Origin of the sequence: Candidatus Methanodesulfokora washburnensis, assembly GCF_003947435.1 — an archaeon.
In the GTDB taxonomy this organism is placed as follows: Archaea; Korarchaeota; Korarchaeia; order Korarchaeales; family Korarchaeaceae; genus Methanodesulfokora; species Methanodesulfokora washburnensis.
In genome coordinates this window covers 1-15813 of the sequence record NZ_RCOS01000101.1, presented here as the reverse complement: position 1 = coordinate 15813, position 15813 = coordinate 1, and the positions used below count along the sequence as shown (strand labels likewise).

At 43.8% G+C, this 15813-nt stretch carries 16 protein-coding genes; 9 read left to right on the top strand and 7 right to left on the bottom strand.

Features of this window, described 5'->3' with window-relative positions; all coding sequences use genetic code 11:
- Positions 1-222, bottom strand: a 222-nt coding sequence (locus D6D85_RS08550) for an NAD(P)H-dependent oxidoreductase (RefSeq protein WP_161969782.1), incomplete at its 3' end; no start/stop codon positions are given.
- Between the two features lie 38 nt (positions 223-260).
- Here D6D85_RS08550 and D6D85_RS08545 point away from each other — a divergent pair.
- The 4 genes from D6D85_RS08545 (at position 261) to D6D85_RS08530 (ending at position 3717) form a co-directional block, all read left to right on the top strand.
- Positions 261-1013 (top strand): RHS repeat-associated core domain-containing protein, encoded by a 753-nt coding sequence (locus tag D6D85_RS08545; protein ID WP_161969781.1) that lies wholly within the window; start codon positions 261-263, stop codon positions 1011-1013.
- A gap of 43 nt (positions 1014-1056) precedes the next feature.
- A complete protein-coding gene (locus D6D85_RS08540) occupies positions 1057-2088 on the top strand; it encodes a hypothetical protein (protein WP_125671639.1) in 1032 nt (343 codons plus the stop codon).
- A gap of 99 nt (positions 2089-2187) precedes the next feature.
- Complete coding sequence (locus D6D85_RS08535; protein WP_125671638.1) at positions 2188-2649, top strand: hypothetical protein; 462 nt, start codon at positions 2188-2190, stop codon at positions 2647-2649.
- 36 nt (positions 2650-2685) lie between these two features.
- On the top strand, positions 2686-3717 hold the full coding sequence (locus tag D6D85_RS08530) for a hypothetical protein (RefSeq protein WP_125671637.1): 1032 nt from the start codon (positions 2686-2688) through the stop codon (positions 3715-3717).
- Between the two features lie 28 nt (positions 3718-3745).
- Here the strand turns inward: D6D85_RS08530 and D6D85_RS08525 are convergent, their stop codons facing one another.
- Entirely contained in the window at positions 3746-4525 is a 780-nt protein-coding gene (locus D6D85_RS08525) for a hypothetical protein (RefSeq protein ID WP_125671636.1), read from the bottom strand.
- Positions 4526-4701: 176 nt separating this feature from the next.
- On the opposite strand from D6D85_RS08525, the gene D6D85_RS08520 reads away from it, so the two are divergent.
- Positions 4702-5349: a hypothetical protein gene (locus D6D85_RS08520; RefSeq protein WP_125671635.1), complete on the top strand. Its 648-nt coding sequence runs from the start codon at positions 4702-4704 to the stop codon at positions 5347-5349.
- Positions 5350-5661: 312 nt separating this feature from the next.
- Here D6D85_RS08520 and D6D85_RS08515 read toward each other — a convergent pair whose 3' ends face one another.
- On the bottom strand, positions 5662-6429 hold the full coding sequence (locus tag D6D85_RS08515) for a hypothetical protein (protein ID WP_125671634.1): 768 nt from the start codon (positions 6427-6429) through the stop codon (positions 5662-5664).
- 44 nt (positions 6430-6473) lie between these two features.
- On the opposite strand from D6D85_RS08515, the gene D6D85_RS16315 reads away from it, so the two are divergent.
- A complete protein-coding gene (locus tag D6D85_RS16315) occupies positions 6474-6614 on the top strand; it encodes a hypothetical protein (RefSeq protein ID WP_161969780.1) in 141 nt (46 codons plus the stop codon).
- A 168-nt stretch (positions 6615-6782) separates the two neighbouring features.
- Here the strand turns inward: D6D85_RS16315 and D6D85_RS08510 are convergent, their stop codons facing one another.
- The 4 genes from D6D85_RS08510 to D6D85_RS08495 all read right to left on the bottom strand — a co-directional run bounded on the left by D6D85_RS08510 (position 6783) and on the right by D6D85_RS08495 (position 13996).
- A complete protein-coding gene (locus D6D85_RS08510; RefSeq protein ID WP_125671633.1) occupies positions 6783-7133 on the bottom strand; it encodes a hypothetical protein in 351 nt (116 codons plus the stop codon).
- Positions 7105-7515 (bottom strand): hypothetical protein, encoded by a 411-nt coding sequence (locus tag D6D85_RS16850; RefSeq protein WP_125671632.1) that lies wholly within the window; start codon positions 7513-7515, stop codon positions 7105-7107. Before D6D85_RS16850 ends, D6D85_RS08510 begins: the two co-directional genes overlap by 29 nt.
- Positions 7516-8159: 644 nt before the next feature.
- Complete coding sequence (locus D6D85_RS08500) at positions 8160-8984, bottom strand: hypothetical protein (protein WP_125671631.1); 825 nt, start codon at positions 8982-8984, stop codon at positions 8160-8162.
- Positions 8985-9214: 230 nt separating this feature from the next.
- Positions 9215-13996 (bottom strand): DUF6531 domain-containing protein, encoded by a 4782-nt coding sequence (locus D6D85_RS08495; protein WP_161969777.1) that lies wholly within the window; start codon positions 13994-13996, stop codon positions 9215-9217.
- Between the two features lie 305 nt (positions 13997-14301).
- On the opposite strand from D6D85_RS08495, the gene D6D85_RS17220 reads away from it, so the two are divergent.
- From D6D85_RS17220 to D6D85_RS08485, 3 genes are all read left to right on the top strand, one after another.
- On the top strand, positions 14302-14409 hold the full coding sequence (locus tag D6D85_RS17220; protein ID WP_125671641.1) for an aspartyl protease family protein: 108 nt from the start codon (positions 14302-14304) through the stop codon (positions 14407-14409).
- 52 nt (positions 14410-14461) lie between these two features.
- Positions 14462-14629, top strand: a complete 168-nt coding sequence (locus tag D6D85_RS16300; RefSeq protein WP_161969776.1) for a hypothetical protein — start codon at positions 14462-14464, stop codon at positions 14627-14629.
- Between the two features lie 103 nt (positions 14630-14732).
- The coding region (locus tag D6D85_RS08485) for a DEAD/DEAH box helicase (protein WP_125671629.1) at positions 14733-15813 on the top strand (1081 nt) is incomplete at its 3' end.

The following is a 15813-nucleotide window of genomic DNA, read 5'->3' as shown; positions in this document are numbered from 1 at the left end:
CCTCGGCACATCGTCGTTTATGGGGCATCTCTCCTCCCTTCCCCTTATTTCAAATGCGTAGCACTCATAATTGCAGTGGCTGCAGGGAAGTATATTGTAGTCATAGAAATTGATTAACAGGGTATCGAAGCCCATCTCACTCAGTTTCTGAAGGCAGTACTTCATGCAGTGCAGGCAGTTTCCCTCCTTTCTTGCGCTCACAACGACTCCAGCGACTCTCAAGATCACACCCACGAACTTTAACTCAGTTAAATAAAAGTTTGCTCCTGACGTTTGCAGGCGAGGACTACGATGATGTTGTGAACCTGATCTTCCTGAGGGCTAGATACTACAGTCCAAGCCTGAAGAGGTTCATAAGCGAGGACGATTTTCCAGGCATTCCTACGGTTCCAATAAGCCTGAACAGATACATCTACTGCCACAACTCCCCCATCTCATATGTCGATCCAACTGGGCATATAGTCTGGATACCCATTGTCCTCCTAATAGGGGGCGTGATTAGCACAGCCGAGTATCATTTCTTTACTCCGCCTGAGAAAAGAAGTTCGATAGGTTATGCACTATCCTTTATAGTAGGTGTTGCCGCAACTGGATTAGGAATGGGAGTTGGACAGCTTATTGGTGGATTTACCGGTGGAATAGTAGGTGGAGCGGTCGCAGAAGCAGCCGAAACAGCGGGTCTTGACTTACTTGAAGGAAAGTCTCTCTGGGAGACTGTTATGGACACTGCAATATCTGCTGCTATTGGTGCTGGTATAGGGTATATAGTTCCCAAGATGATACCAGCACTCAGATTCAGGGGCCCTGCTCCAAGTCTTCAGTGGTACAAAGGATGGCCTATTGGCGGGTACGTGGGCAAAAACACTTATAGATATCTCAAGGCGCTAGCTGTCTCAACAATCCTAGGTAAGGCTGCCGAAATATACGTGTCATGGTTGATAGAGGATGTATTCGTCGCTCCTCCTTATCCTCCCTCTGGGACTCTTGTCGTCCAGCTGAATAAGCGTTGGTAGAAAAACTTAATAATAACTTTAAAGTCTATTGAAGGTGAGAAAAATGGAGAGAGAATTAACATCAACAGAAATTGCTATAAAGTTCCTTAGAACTGCATACATTGAAGAAATTGGATTTTTTTCTTTTACAATAATTGGTCTCCTAATTATAAATGTAATTTTTATTTACTATTGTGGCCTCATTCCTGCGATCTCCACTATTGTCGGAATTCTGTCCGGCATGTTCCTCACCTTAAAGAGGAAGGGAAGAAGAGCACAAAGCCCTGTGGAGGATCCACTTTTCGGAAAGCTTTATAAGGGTTACGGTGATCAGGCCTATATCGAGCTGAGGAGGGAGATGGATCAAAAAATTGAAGTTACAGGGCCTTATTACTTGATTTTAATTGCTCTTACAGTGCTTGCAGAAATCCTGAGCCCAAACAGAGGATTAAACTTAGAGCTTTTAAATGATTCAAGTGTTCCATTAACCTGTATTTTTTCTTGGTCTTCTAGTTTTATTTATTCAGCTGGGGGCGATCTTGCCGTTTTCCCCATATGGAGATCGATGAAGATGATGGAGAAGTTCCTCAAGGAGCACCCGATAAAAACCCTGCCACCCACTATCAGAAGGTGGTGGGCCAGGGAGATGGCAGTTAAGTCCGGAAAAAGGCCGGCCTTGATAACAGGTCTATCCCTTTTCTTCTATGCTGTAGGAATTTCCCTGTTTGGAATAGGTCTTGCGTATATGATATCCGGGTTGATTGGCTTCCCGATCTACAAGCAGCTAGATCCAGTATTATCTGAGTTAGCTGGTTTACCACTTCATGGACCTAATGAAGATCCCCTCAGAGCGGCTGTTCTCATGGGACTATGTTTCGCAGCGATGGGAGGCTTCTTTTTACTTCCAGCCCGCTACATGTGGAAGCTTATGAGGGAAGGGGCTATATTAGCAATCGCAACCCTTCTTGCCATACCAATTACATTTGGCATATTCTTTGCGATGGACTGCCCGGAGAAGTTATTTAACTACCTGCTCATAATTATTCCATCTATTATAATATTATTAATAAAACATGAGTGGAAGAAATTCTTGTGAAATAAAGCATTACTTGCTGGAGCGTAACTAATTTAGCCAAGTACTACTTCTCTATATACTCACTTGATCAAAGAAACAAATGGGGTTACTTAGAAGCTTTTGGAAAAAGGTCTTGCGGTAGGTGCTGTTGCAGGTCTAGTGGGAACACTTGGCGGTATGATTCCCATAATTGGTCCAATAGCAGGTGGAGTAGCTGCAGGGTTTTTCGGTCAAATGGCCTCTAACTATCTTGAAGGAAGGCCTCTCTGGGAGGATGTTGTAGTATCTGCTGCCACTGGAGGTATTATAGGGGGTGTTGTAGGGGCTATAGTTCCTGAGATACCGGGACTCAGATTCAGAGGCCCTGCTCCAAAACTTAAGTTGAGCAAAGGGTGGCCTTTACCCTTTGGATATAGGGGTCCAAACACTTATAGATATATTTATAGAATAGTGGTCTCAAGAATCCTAACTAGGGTTGTGTATGCCGGAATATATTTGGCATCACGGCTGATAGAGGATGTATTCGTTCCTCCCTATCTTCCCTCCGGAACCCTCGTCATCCAGCTGAATAAGCGTTGGTAGAAAAGCTTAAAAATTGGGTGGGGAAAATTGGGAGCGATGGAGAGAGAGCTAACACCGACAGAGATCGCTATAAAGTACCTTAGAACTCAATATACCGGAGAAATTATATTTCTTTCTTTTTTTGTAATACTTCTTTTTTTAATTATAAATGTACTTCTTATTTATTATTATGGCCTCATCCCTACGATCTCCACCATTGTCGGAATTTTGACCGGCATGTTCCGCACCTTAAAGAGAAGGGGAAAAAGGGCATTAAGCCCGCTGGAGAGGCCGGAGCTCAGGAAGCTCTGTGAGGGTTACGGTGATCAGGCCTATATCGAGTTGAGAAAAGAGCTAAGTTCGAAAATCGAGGTTACAACACCATTTTACCTCGGTTTAATTGTTCTTACAATGATCGCGGGGATCCTTAGCCCGAATAAATTGAACCTAGAGGTTTTAAATGATATAGATGGTTTATTCGTCTGTACATTCGGTCCTTGGCTTTCTAGTTTTACTTGTTCAGCTGGAAGCGATTTTGCTATTTTCCCCACATGGAGATCGATGAGAGCTCTTGAGAAGTTCTTCAAAGAACACCCGATAAAGACCCTGCCACCTACTATCAGAAGGTGGTGGGCCAGGGAGATGGCAGTTAAGTCCGGAAAAAGGCCAGCCTTGATAACAGGTCTCTCCCTTCTCTTCTATACTGTCGGAATTTCCCTGTTTGTGGAAGGTCTTGTTACGATGATATTCGGATTTATTGGGTTCCCAATTTATGAGCAGCTAGACCTAATATCTAGGGAGTTAACTGGTTTACCACTTCATGGACCTAATGAAGACCTCCTCAGAGAGGCTGTCGGCGCAGGACTGGGTCTCATGGCGATAGGAGTCTTCTTTTTAGTTTCAGCCCGCTGGATGTGGAAACTCATGAAGGAAGGGGCCATAATAGCAATCTTAGCTTCTGCTATACCAATTACATTTGGCATATTCTTTGTGATGGACCACCCGGAGAAGTTGTTTAACTACCTGCTCATAATTATTCCATCTATTATAATATTGTTAATAAAACATGAGTGGAAGAAATTTATGTAGTATAAAGCTTTACAGATATTTTGTTACTTCATCCCTTATAGAGAGCGGGGAAGTAGACGTAGTACCAGCACCCATCCACGCTGTTGTACATCCTGTTCTTTGAGAAGCCTCCTCTCCACTGGTCAACCTGCTCATCTATGCTGAAGCTTGGCGGCATGTTGTTCAGCCCGCAGTATTCCGTCTTTCTCACTGCAATTATAGTTCTGTAGTCTACATATACCTCCACAACCTTTCCCCTTATCTCCTTTTTATATACAACAACTTTTCCGGCTAGATTGCCGAGATGGCCCATGAAGTATTCCTCAAATGGAATCGCCTTCTCCTTCACGGGGATGAAGAACTCCATTCCTATGTTGGTCAGGAGAAGGCTTGCATTTCCCAGAACTGATCTGTGATGAAATATCCATATTGAAAGATTTCTGCCCTCAACCTTCCCGAAGTAAATGAACTGAGGGAAGAAGACTCCATGCAGCACAGTCAGGTTGTAGAGCTGATATTCTCCCTCATTTACGCGCACCTTCACCTGTATTACTGAAATATCTCTGGAGTCGCTGCTGACACTGGCCATCAGCATTAGGTAACTTCCGGCTGGGAGCTCGAATGGCAGATTTATCTCATACTTTAAAAATCCACCCGGTCTCAAAACTGTGGTCCCGTTCTCAAGGACCTCTGCTTTTGATGATAATGCGGGATGCCTAGTGCTCCAAACGACAACCTTATGCTCATATCTGACCTCCTCTCCTGATGCCTGGGGGATCTGAAGCAGGAAGATGAGGAGAAGGATGAAGAGAGACAGACCCCTGCGCATAGACTACAGAGAAGGACTTTTATATAAACTTTTTGAAAAATTAAAAAAAAGCAAGAGATAATGAAAGAGCTTAGATAATCCTATTCTGGTGAGCGGAAGACGCGAAAGGAGGAAAAGTTGCTGAAACCATAAAGCTATACCTTAAGTTTTTTATATTGCAGTATGCCCATTAAGTGATGGCTAGGGCTTCCAGCAGGCTGAGGAGGGAGATGCTCGACCTCCTTGAGAGGGATCTCGAGTTCAGATATGCAGTTGCAGGATATCTGGGGATTTCTGAGATGTTGAAGAGGCTTGACAGCCTTGAGGAGAACATGAAAAAGCTTTGGGAGGGTCAAAACAAGCTATGGGAGGAGGTTAAAGCACTCAGAGAGGGCCAGAACAAGCTATGGGAGGAGGTAAAGGGGATTCATGCCAGCATAAGCAGGATGTCAACCACCTTGGAGAGGCTAACATTATCGGTTGAGGATGAGGCCAGGAGCGTGATAAAGCACAGGATAAAACAGGATCTGAACATTGATATGGAGCTTGACAGGGTTTTCGTCGACTCAATGGAGATAAACATATACGGGGCAAATAAAGATCTATGTGTTATAGGTGAAGCTACTGTCAGGCTCGGGAAGAACCTAATTAAGGAGTTGATCGACAAAATTGAGTTTCTAAGGAAGAGAAGGTCGGATCTACTCAGAGATAGAGTTATAAAGGTTATATATGCTGATTATGCTGTTCCTGAAGCTGTAGAGGCCGCTAAAGACAATGGAATATGGCTTTTAAGGTGGGACAGAGATCTGACCCCTCTGAAAGTAGAGAGCATGGGAAAACAGTGAAAATGAAGGAATTTTTAATAAGAGAACACATTTTATAAAAATGGACAGCCAGAAGATCCAGAGTCAAAACTCTGGGATGAATGGGCAAAGTTAAAACACAAATCTCTCCTGAAATTCAGCTCGGATGTTCCGAGCCCATAGGGATAGCCCGCAGGTTAATGAGATCTGCGGATGGGGAAGCTGTGAGCCCCGAACCAGCAGATGAGGCGTAAAGTTACCCTAAACGCTGGAAGCTTCCTCACTCGTGGAGCAGCTCACCTTCCGGATAAAGGAGCTTAAGATATCGCTAAGGGCTGCCAATACTATTACAGCTTAACGAAGCATGAAGTATTTCCCCACCTCCCTAGCGATGACCTCATGAGCTAGCAATGCTATAGTTCCATCGCCTCCCACCTCAATCCTCCACATCTCAACAATCCCTCCGAGATCCTTCCATGTGAAGAAGGTGACCACATAGTTTCCGTCCTCCATGGTGATATTTGGATATCTTATCGTGCTCCTTAACCCCTCCACCTTCTCCCTTGACTTCTCATAATCGCGCCTGCACAGCTCTGGGTGCATCTCCTTCTCGCACTCCTCCACCTTTATCACCGGTATGTCCGACGTGTTCCGAAGCAGAACCGCCCTTCCAAAGACAACAGATGAGTTGACATACTCAAATGCAATTTTTAGGGCATCATCCTCGGATTTCACCTCTATTTTCTCCCTTCTTACCACTTTATTGAAGTCATCAGGGAGGAGAAATGCCTCCCCATCCCTTCCAACAGCTACAACACCCGCTGATATTATGCAGCTGCAGTCCTCACTTAAGAGATCGCTATAGCTGCAACCGCTAACACACTTAACAACAGAATACACCGTGTGATTCCTGAGGAGAGAGGAACTCTTCCCCCAAGCAGACCATATCCCATGATATTCGAGACCCTCTGCAGGTATTGCCTCCATCGCCTTCTCCTTTGCTATTTCCTCATCGGAAACCTCTGAAATCCTCACAGTTTCTCCTCTTTTCATTTCTCGAATATACAGGGCGAGAAAAAGCAGGATAAATATTGCTATCAGGATCAACTTCCTTCTTGCCATAGTCAACAGCGGTCTATATACCTGTTTTTAAGCTTACTATGAGAATGGATAATGGATATCTTCTTGAGCTCTTCTCATGGAGATGGGGGAGAAATGGAGCTGTTGAGAAGTGGATTGTGGAGATTAAGGCAAATGGAGTCATCATGTTGGAGGAAACAGTTGTTTGCTCGGTTTGTAAAAGTTGAGAGTAACAATCTGCGAAAAAGCTTTCTTATTGTCCCATCAGCCGGGATTCCTCTTAGTGAGTTGCGTTAGATTCTTGAATTCCCTTACACTGTTACTCTTTAAATTTATATTCAATTGATTCCGTAAACTGCCTGCATTTTTAGGTATTTCGTTGAAATTTTCTCCATTTATGTTTTTATTAATAATATTATAATGGCTAGAATGATTATAAACAGTATTGCAACCTGTTCTTCCAATGGTATGCTGAACGCTATAAATGCGGCTGATACTATTGGGAGAAGACAGAATGAGATTGCTAATACCACTCCCATCTTCGCAAGTTTCCACGTTTGATAAGTCGGAAATGCAAAGAAGCCCAACGCTATCATGGAGCATCCTACCATCATGAAAAACATTCCCATGATGAAATTCTCTTCTGGTGTGATGTTAACTGGCCTTTCCAAAGGAGTTAGCCCTCCCAGAAGTTCGTGAGTGGGCAAACCAGTTAACTCAGATATTATTGTTGCAAGACCTTCCACAAAGAGGGGGATTCCAATACCATAAAAAAAGAGCAACTACTGCACTAACCAGCTTTTCTCCATACCTTATCGCTTTTTCTCCAGTCCACCACTTTCTAACAATCGGGGGCAGGATTTTCACTGGATGTTCTTTAAAAAATTCCTCTGCTATCCTCATGGACCTCCATATAGGAGAGATGCAGGAATTACCTCCCATCGACAGGATAAAACTAAAAAACAAAGTAATGGAGGTACAAAAGGTTAGAGTAGTTGGATCATTTAAAACATCCAAGTTCGATTTATTCGGGCTAAGGATCTCCGCAATCATCGTAAAAACAAATAAAATATAATAGAAAGGCTTTATAATAATTTTTTGTTTAGTTCTCTTCTTAACAGCCTCCATAATTCAACATAGGCCTGATCACCGCGACCCCTATAGAGCTCCCCAGAAGATAGTACATCTTCCACTGGAGTTAGCATTCTTCCTTCCCTCTCCAGCGCTCTCTTCACCAAGTTTTCTATTCTTCTGTTCTTTATCCACAAAAGAAGTAATATGATGGGCGAAATCTCAACGGCAGCGAGAATCGCAAGCGAAATGAGGTTACATCCTTTATAATAAAGGAAAGTTATGCCTGCAAGCAGGAGAATGAAAAAGAGAAGGAGAGAGGATATAAAGGTAGGTTTTGCCCTTCTTTTTATTTTTTTTATCTTTAGGGGAGAATGCTGAACGAAATCCCAGTGATCGTAGAGAGCGCAGGGATGAGACCATAATAATAAATAAAAAGTACATTCGTAAGCAAGAAGAAAGAAAGAGAGAAAAGGGAGAGAGATATAATTGCTTGAATAGAATATATTCTAATGAACTTTATAACAATCTCTGCTGGAGTCAGTTCCTCCTCCATCCTGTTAATATGTTAAGTTTAGATACTTAAGCTTTCCTACTAAGGTTTCTCTTAATAGGATAAGGCAGAAGGAGGACAAATTCTCCCCTTACTAGTGATGCTCTCTGTTACTTCGCCATATACAATATTGCAAAAGCCTTTATACTCACATAAATTTCTTCCACTCATGTTTTATTAATAATATTATAATAGATGGAATAATTATGAGCAGGTAGTTAAACAACTTCTCCGGGTGGTCCATCACAAAGAATATGCCAAATTCAATCGGTACGGCGCAGGACATGATTGCTATTATGGCCCCCCACTTCATAAGCTTCCACATCCAGCGAGCTGGAACTAAAAAACAGAATCCTATCGTCATAAGACCCAGTCCCTCGACAATAACCGCCCTGAGGGGGTCTTCATTAGGTCTATAAAGTGGCAAACCATTTAACTCCTTATGTATTAGGTCTAGCTGCTCATAAATTGGGAACCCAATAAATCCGAATATTATCATAACAAGACCTCCCACAAATAGGGAAATTCCGACAGTATAGAAGAGAAGGGAGAGACCTGTTATCAAGGCTGGCCTTTTCCCGGACTTAACTGCCATTTCCCTGGCCCACCACCTTCTGATAGTAGGTGGCAGGGTTTTTACTGGATGCTCCTTGAAGAACTTCTCAAGAGCCCTCATCGATCTCCATGTGGGGAAGATGAAAGTATCGCCGAGACTTGAACAAAGAAAACTAGTAAGCCAAGGACCGAATGTACAGCCAGACAGGGCATCCAGATTATTTAAAATCTCTAGGTTCAATTTATTCGGACTCAGGATCTCCGCAATCATTGTAAAAACAATTAAAGCGAGGTAAAATGGTGTTGTAACCTCAATTTTCGAACTTAGCTCTTTTATCAACTCCATACAAGCAGGATCATCAGTCCCAATATAGGAGGCTATCCTCTCCGCCGAGCTTTCTGCCCTTCTGCCCCTCATTTTTAAGATAAAGAGCATGCTGGACAAAATTCCGATAATAGCGGAGATAGCACAGATGAGACCATAATAATAAATAAAAAGAATTGCAAATAAATAAGAAAGTATTATGCAAAAAGAAAAAGCTATAATTTCTTGGATATAATGAGTTCTAAAATACTTTATAGCGATTTCTGTCGGTGTCAATCGTCTTTCCATCATAATCACTCCCAACGTAAGTACTTAAGCTTTTTCTACCAACGCTTATTCAGCTGGATGACGAGGGTTCCGGAGGGAGGATAAGGAGCGACGAATACTTCCTCTATCAGCCGTGATGCCAAGTATATTCCGGCATACACAGCCTTACCTAGGATTTTTGAGACAACCAACCTGTAAATATATCTATAGGTGTTTTTGCCCACGTATCCAAAGGGTAAAGGCCATCCTTTACGCCACTGAAGAGTTGGAGCAGGGCCTCTATACTTGAGTCCTGGTATCTTAGGAACTATAGCCCCTACAACACCCCCTATAATACCTCCAGTGACAGTAGATACTACAAGATCCTCCCAGAAAGGCCTTCCTTCAAGAAGGTTAGAGGTTAATTGACCGGCAAGTCCTGCAACTGCTCCGCCTGCTATTGGACCACCATATATACTGGCAAGCGTTCCCGTTGCACCCGCGACAAAACCACTCATAAAAGCTTCAAAGTAACCCCAATTGCTTCTTTGATCAGGTGGAGTGGTGAAGTGATACAAGGCTAAATTAATGCCCCCAGCAAGAAAGCCCCCGATAAGCAGTGCTCCAATTATCCAGACTATATGCCCAGTTGGATCGACGTAGGAGACAGGGGAGTTGTGGCAGTAGATGTATCTGTTCAGGCTTATTGGAACTGTCGGGATGCCTGAAAAATCGTCCTCGCTTATGAACCTCTTCAGGCTTGGACTGTAGTATCTAGCCCTCAGGAAGATCAGGTTCACAACATCATCGTAGTCCTCGCCTGCAAAGGCAAAAGTAGGGAACAATCCTATTGCCCTCACCAACTTGAGCTGAGCCTCTGTGGCAGGTGAGGGCATGCCGAATTCATCGTAGGAGTACTTCGCTATTAAAGCTCCATTCTCATTTGTCAGCCCAACAACGCTTCCTAGACCATCGTAAACATAGTAGTACTCCAGCTCCCTCTCCGCATGTTTGCCGTGCGGATGAAATTCCTTGAAGCCCGCTATGCGATTGATTCCATAGACGAAGCTCGAAGAAGTCCCATCCACGGCATCATACGTTTGAAGAACCCGAGTTAAGGGTTCGACAATGTCATTGACGTAAAAGTCATGCCTCTCAAGCAGTGTTTCATTGGGGGAAACGAGGAGCTGTTTTCTCTCAACTCTGTTCCCCAGAGGATCGTACCCGTATTCAACAACTTTGTGCACATTGCCCATGCATTTGCCATGCATGCAAAGGCTAAGCTGAATATCCACCTTGAGAAGCTCGTTCTCGAAGCCGTATGAGTAAATTCTCTGCTCCAGTATCGAGCCTCCCTTCACCCGAGTTTCATTGATCAGGTTGCCGTTCCCATCATAGCTGAGATACTCCACACCTCCATCAGGATACTCAATTTTGACAAGCTGATTCAATTCATTATAATAATAGTTCGTCGTCCTAGCTAGTTTCTTAGCCTCTCCCTCCTCCTCCACCATCTTTATTAAATTCCCAACGTTATCATAGAAGTAGCTTCTCCTCCACTTGCCCGATGAGACCTCAATTAGCTGGCCTATTGGGTCATACCTGTAGTTTATGATCTCCTCCTTCTCCCTTCCGAATTCAACTTTTTTGACAGAAGTCCTCCTTCCATCTAAGTCGTATGAATACTCGTAGGAGACAATCAGTATGCTTGCCCCTCCAGCCTTCCGCTGGGTTGTAATTTTAGTGAGCCTGTGAGCTGGATCCCACTCATATGAGACTTCAATTCCATTCGGATATATTGCCTTAACCGGATATCCCATTGGATCGTACTCGTAGGCAGTGGTCCTGCCCCTCCAGTCCCTGACGCTCTTGAGTCTGCTAAGTGCATTATACTCGTAAAATACTGTTTTATTGTCAGGATATGTTATTGAAATAACTCTATTTAATTCATCATAAGCATAGGAGATCTTCCTTCCGTTCCAGTCGACATAATTAAGCAGGTTGCCGACCTCATCGTATTCAAATGTCATCTGCCTAGTGCCGTTGGTTATCTTTACAACCCTGCCCAGAACATCGTATAAAATGGAGATTTTCTGGCCGTTGGGATAAGCTATCTCCGTTAAGCGGTCGTCAGCATCGTATTTGTAGCTTATCGTCCTCCCCATCCTGTCGGTCTGGGAGAGCACATTCCCATTGGGATCGTATGTGAATGAGATCTCCCTCCCTATTGGATCTGAGATTCTGATGAGATTTCCATTCGGATCATACTCATAGCTCGTCCTCCTTCCATTGGAATCTATAACACTTGATAGAAGCCAGAGAGGGTTGTATTCATAGCGCGTTACTCTTCCAAGGGGATCGATGACCTCTATCAGCCTGCTTGCGTTGTCATAAACGTATTTCATCGAGTACCCCATGGGGTCTATTTGCTCGATCAGGTTTCCACTCTCATCGTAGATGAAGCTAGTTACAGCCCCAACTTGGTCTATCTTTTTGACAACAGACCAATCATTGTCGTAAACAAGATGTATGGAGTTGCCGAGGGGATCGGTGGCGGAGAGAAGCCTCCCTATTTCATCGTAGGAATAGCTCCACGTGCTGTTCCCGGGATCCCTCATGCGGATTACGTTCCCATGATCGTCGTATTCAAAGGCAAAGGTTCCGCCCTTGGCATCCACTATCTCCCTCAACTGCCCAAATTCATCATAACTGAAGCGCATGACATTTCCCTTCTGGTTTTTAATTGAGAGAAGGTTGCCCCTAGCATCATATGACATTTCAATTCTGTTTCCAGCCTGATCTATGAACTCCACAAGGTTGCTTGCGTTGTCATACCTTAGATGAGAGATGGTGCCCGAGCGATCGACGACCTTGACCAGATCCCCTCTCTCATTGTATTCTAAAAGAATGCTGTTACCTCTTTTATCCGTTATCTTGACAAGGTTCCCTCTCTCATCGTATGAGTAAGCAGTTGACCTTCCAAGAGGATCGACCTCCTTTGTTATCCTCCAAGCTTCATCGTAGTAGTAAGTCCACTTGTTCCCCATGGGGTCTCTCACTATTGTCTCCCCATCGAGGTATTCAAAAGAAGTTTCGTAGCCGAAGGCATCCACCTGCTTGATAACTCTCCCCAGATCATCATAATAATTCGTTAGGACCAGTTTTCCTCTAGGATCTATTATTTTAGTTATTTTATGATTCTGGTATACATATTTAGTTGAGCTTCCCCGCACATCAACGGCCTCGACGAGGTCTCCATTTTCATCGTATTTGTAGTACACATGCCTGCCAATTACATCCTCTATCGACACAATTCGGAGTTGAGAATCATAATTAAATTTAAGAACCTCGCGGCCGCTCGCATCAACCACTTTTGATAGCTTTGAACCCTCATAAATTAAGTTTATCTTGTTTCCATTTCTATCCTCTATGCTGAGCAGTTTTCCTGAGGGATCAAAGTGAAGTTTTATCCGAGAATCCTTGCGGATTAGAGTAAATGTTCCATCAGGATTCCGAGTTAAATTGTCGAAAACCCCGGGTGATGGTATGTATTTTCCATCAGGGCCAAGCCTATAGATCTCCCCTCTTCCATCTTCATTAAAGACAACTACTGTCTGATTGAGAATCTCCAGTCGAATATTGAAGTTGTGGGTCCAACCATGGCCAAGAGGACCGCTATACGGGTCACGGGAGTTGTAAGTTCTGTAAAATGATATCGAAAGGCCTCTAGCTTGAATAAATAGATCGCGTTTCTGATAGAGATAGTTCCCCGTGATGACGTTCACAGGCTCTCTGGTAAAGACGCTGTACGGAGGACGTCCGTACGTTGTGTAAATGGGTAGACGCTCTAATGTAATATTAACAAAAATGGTAAACTCTGATGCCACTTCATAGAAGTCCCAGCTCAGCTCCTCTGGTTTATGGCCTCTGAATCCTCCATCCACCCTTGGATCATTCCAGTTCACGCCGAGATAGCTGTATGTCCCATGTCCCGAGCATCCAACTGCCTTAATAGTGTAAATTCCGGGTTTATCAGGTGCTTTCAGCTCTATAGTGAATGTCTGCCACCCGTATGGAACCATTTGCCAGTAGCCAGCAGCCCATCTTCCGATCTCAGCGATACTTCCATCTCTGATGAAGAACTTGAAGTAATCGCTCGGACAGTAATAAGTCCTGTAATAACGGGCAGTTACATAGAAGTACTCGCCCGGGGAGAGGAAGACTTTGCTCGGAGTGAGGGAAAGATCCCTTATGAACGGGTTTTTGTGCTCACCTCCCACCTTGACAGCAAGCTGGTATGCGACCTCAAAGTCATCCCAGCCGAGATCCTCAGGCTTTCTTCCGGAGAATATTCCATCCTTAAATGGGGCATCCCAGGATCCATTTAGATGCCCAGCAACCCCGACCACCTTCAGCATGTATATTCCTGCTTCATTCATCCCGGAGTCATCAGGGCTGGGAACATTCAGGTAGATCGTGTTCCATCCTATTGCTGTCCGATTTGGAGGCACCATAACCCTAGTTACCTCTGGAAAGCTCTGATTTCCGCACCTAAGGACTTTAAAGAACACTGATGTTGTGTTATCAGTCAGGTAGAAATCAAGTTTCAGAACATAGCTCTCGTTTGAGGAAACGGAGAAAACTGGCATGTTTTTGTGAACTTCATCCTGCAGATAATCAACTGTTAAATTCAGAGGGGATACGCTGATGTTTGTCAGAAACCTTGCGTTCTCATTCACAAAGAGGGGACAGGCATTCACTAACGTAAGTGCGGATGGAAAGAGCAATATGGAAATTGTTGCTAAGGCCAGTATTTTCCTCGATTTTCCTCTTAGAAGGGCATTCACTGCTACAATCATGTTGCAGATAATTCTAAGAGCCACTTTGGGGAAGATCAACTGAGGATGACAGCTCTTATGCATAAGCTTGTATAAGCAGGATTTTAATATAAGCTTTTTTTTTAGAAAAATGGAAAAAATGAAAAAAGAAATTGATAGGGAAGTTTATGGAAATAGGTCTGTCATCAACCTCCTTCCGGTTTCATAATTCCCTAGATCAGATATCAATAAGATTAAGGCCTCGCAAAAGTTATAAAGGATGATCTGCCAAAAGAATACAATGAAGGTAGAACAGGCCGATGTGATGCTCAAGTTCGGATAGGAGCATAAAGCTTAAAGCCTTAGTTGATACAGGAGCCAGCAGGAGCTTGATCTCAAGGAGCTTAGCCGATGAGCTGGGGCATTTATCCCGCTGGATGAGCCTTAGAGCTTAAGACAGCTGATAAAGAGGGAAGGCTGAGGATCGTTGGACAAACCCTTGTTAAGGTGGTCTTCCAAGGTGTAGAAGTACCGGGAAGGGTTGCCTTTGAGGTTGCGGAGAACCTTAGGGAGGAGCTGATAATAGGCAGACCTGAGATCGATGCTTGGGACATAGTGTTCACATCTGAGGGCCCAAAGCCGAGAAAAGTGCCGATAGAGTTCGAGGTAATCTGAGAGCTCATTGCTGAGACACAGAGGATATTCAGAGAGCAAAAATATACAAAATAATGAAACAACAGTGTGAAACCTTATTTAACTCCTGTCAGAGTAATCGCAGATGGACACGGAGAGGCTTCTGAAGGATCTCAGCTACGACTTCTACAAGCATGTACAGGAAGCGGATAGGCCTGAGGAGGAGAACTTAACTTTTTCTGACATTTTTCCCGAGATATCAAGGACAAAAAGGAGCTATTTAGCCAATGAAAGGCTTTACAGTCACCAGCTCCGCACTGTAAAGGCACTCAAATCTGGGAAGAATGTGATATTGATAAGCGGATCCGGAAGCGGAAAGACGGAGGCATGGTTCCTCTACTCAAAGGATGGAAACAAAACAATGGTGATTTATCCGACTTTAGCTCTGGCAAACGACCAGATATCCAGGTTAAAGGATTACTCAGAGGCCATTGGTCTGAAAGCTGAGGCAATGGACTCCATGAGGAGAAAAGAAATGAGGAGAGTATCATCCTCGGATATCCTGATAACAAATCCTGCTTTCCTGATGACGGACATGAAAAGATGGGTTTCAGGAGGGCCTAAAATTCTCTATGGATTTGCTGAAAGGATGGATCTCCTAGTTCTGGATGAGTTCGACTTCTACGATCCAAGGTGCATCGCCCTTCTGGTCTCAATGATCAGGCTTTTAAGGCTTCTTTCCCCCAAGAACTTCTCAATAGCAATTCTAACAGCAACTCTCGGGAATCCAGAGGAGATGGCTGAAATTCTCACCCAGATAAACGGAAAAGAGACTGAGATAATAAGAGGAAGGCCTTTCAGGCCCGAAAACAGGGTTTATGTTGTCATCGGGAAGGATCTCAGAAGCACGTGGGAGAGGGTAAAGCTGCATAAGGAGGAGATATTAAGGGCAGCTGGAAGGGATATAGCTGAATCAATAGATGATTTTGAGAAGTTTAAAATGAAGTATTACTCTATAAAAGAGATAGCAAGATATCTGGGAATAGAGCTGCCAGAGGCATATGTGGACCCTGTTGAGGTGATAACCAAATATGCGGAGGATGATGGAGTCACAATAGTTTTCACAAGGAGCATAAGATCTGCTGAGGAGCTGTACAGAAGGATGTTAACGGAGCACCCCGAGATATCGCACAGAGTTGCGACACATCATCACCTAGTGGACAAGG

Excerpts from the sequence above, each read along its gene's own strand:
- D6D85_RS08540 (WP_125671639.1), top strand. The coding sequence starts at position 1,057 with ATGGAGAGAGAATTAACATCAACAGAAATTGCTATAAAGTTCCTTAGA.
- D6D85_RS08530 (WP_125671637.1), top strand. The coding sequence starts at position 2,686 with ATGGAGAGAGAGCTAACACCGACAGAGATCGCTATAAAGTACCTTAGA.
- D6D85_RS08525 (WP_125671636.1), bottom strand. The coding sequence starts at position 4,525 with ATGCGCAGGGGTCTGTCTCTCTTCATCCTTCTCCTCATCTTCCTGCTT.
- D6D85_RS08520 (WP_125671635.1), top strand. The coding sequence starts at position 4,702 with ATGGCTAGGGCTTCCAGCAGGCTGAGGAGGGAGATGCTCGACCTCCTT.
- D6D85_RS08515 (WP_125671634.1), bottom strand. The coding sequence starts at position 6,429 with ATGGCAAGAAGGAAGTTGATCCTGATAGCAATATTTATCCTGCTTTTT.
- D6D85_RS16315 (WP_161969780.1), top strand. The coding sequence starts at position 6,474 with ATGGATAATGGATATCTTCTTGAGCTCTTCTCATGGAGATGGGGGAGA.
- D6D85_RS16850 (WP_125671632.1), bottom strand. The coding sequence starts at position 7,515 with ATGGAGGCTGTTAAGAAGAGAACTAAACAAAAAATTATTATAAAGCCT.
- D6D85_RS08500 (WP_125671631.1), bottom strand. The coding sequence starts at position 8,984 with ATGAGGGGCAGAAGGGCAGAAAGCTCGGCGGAGAGGATAGCCTCCTAT.
- D6D85_RS08495 (WP_161969777.1), bottom strand. The coding sequence starts at position 13,996 with ATGATTGTAGCAGTGAATGCCCTTCTAAGAGGAAAATCGAGGAAAATA.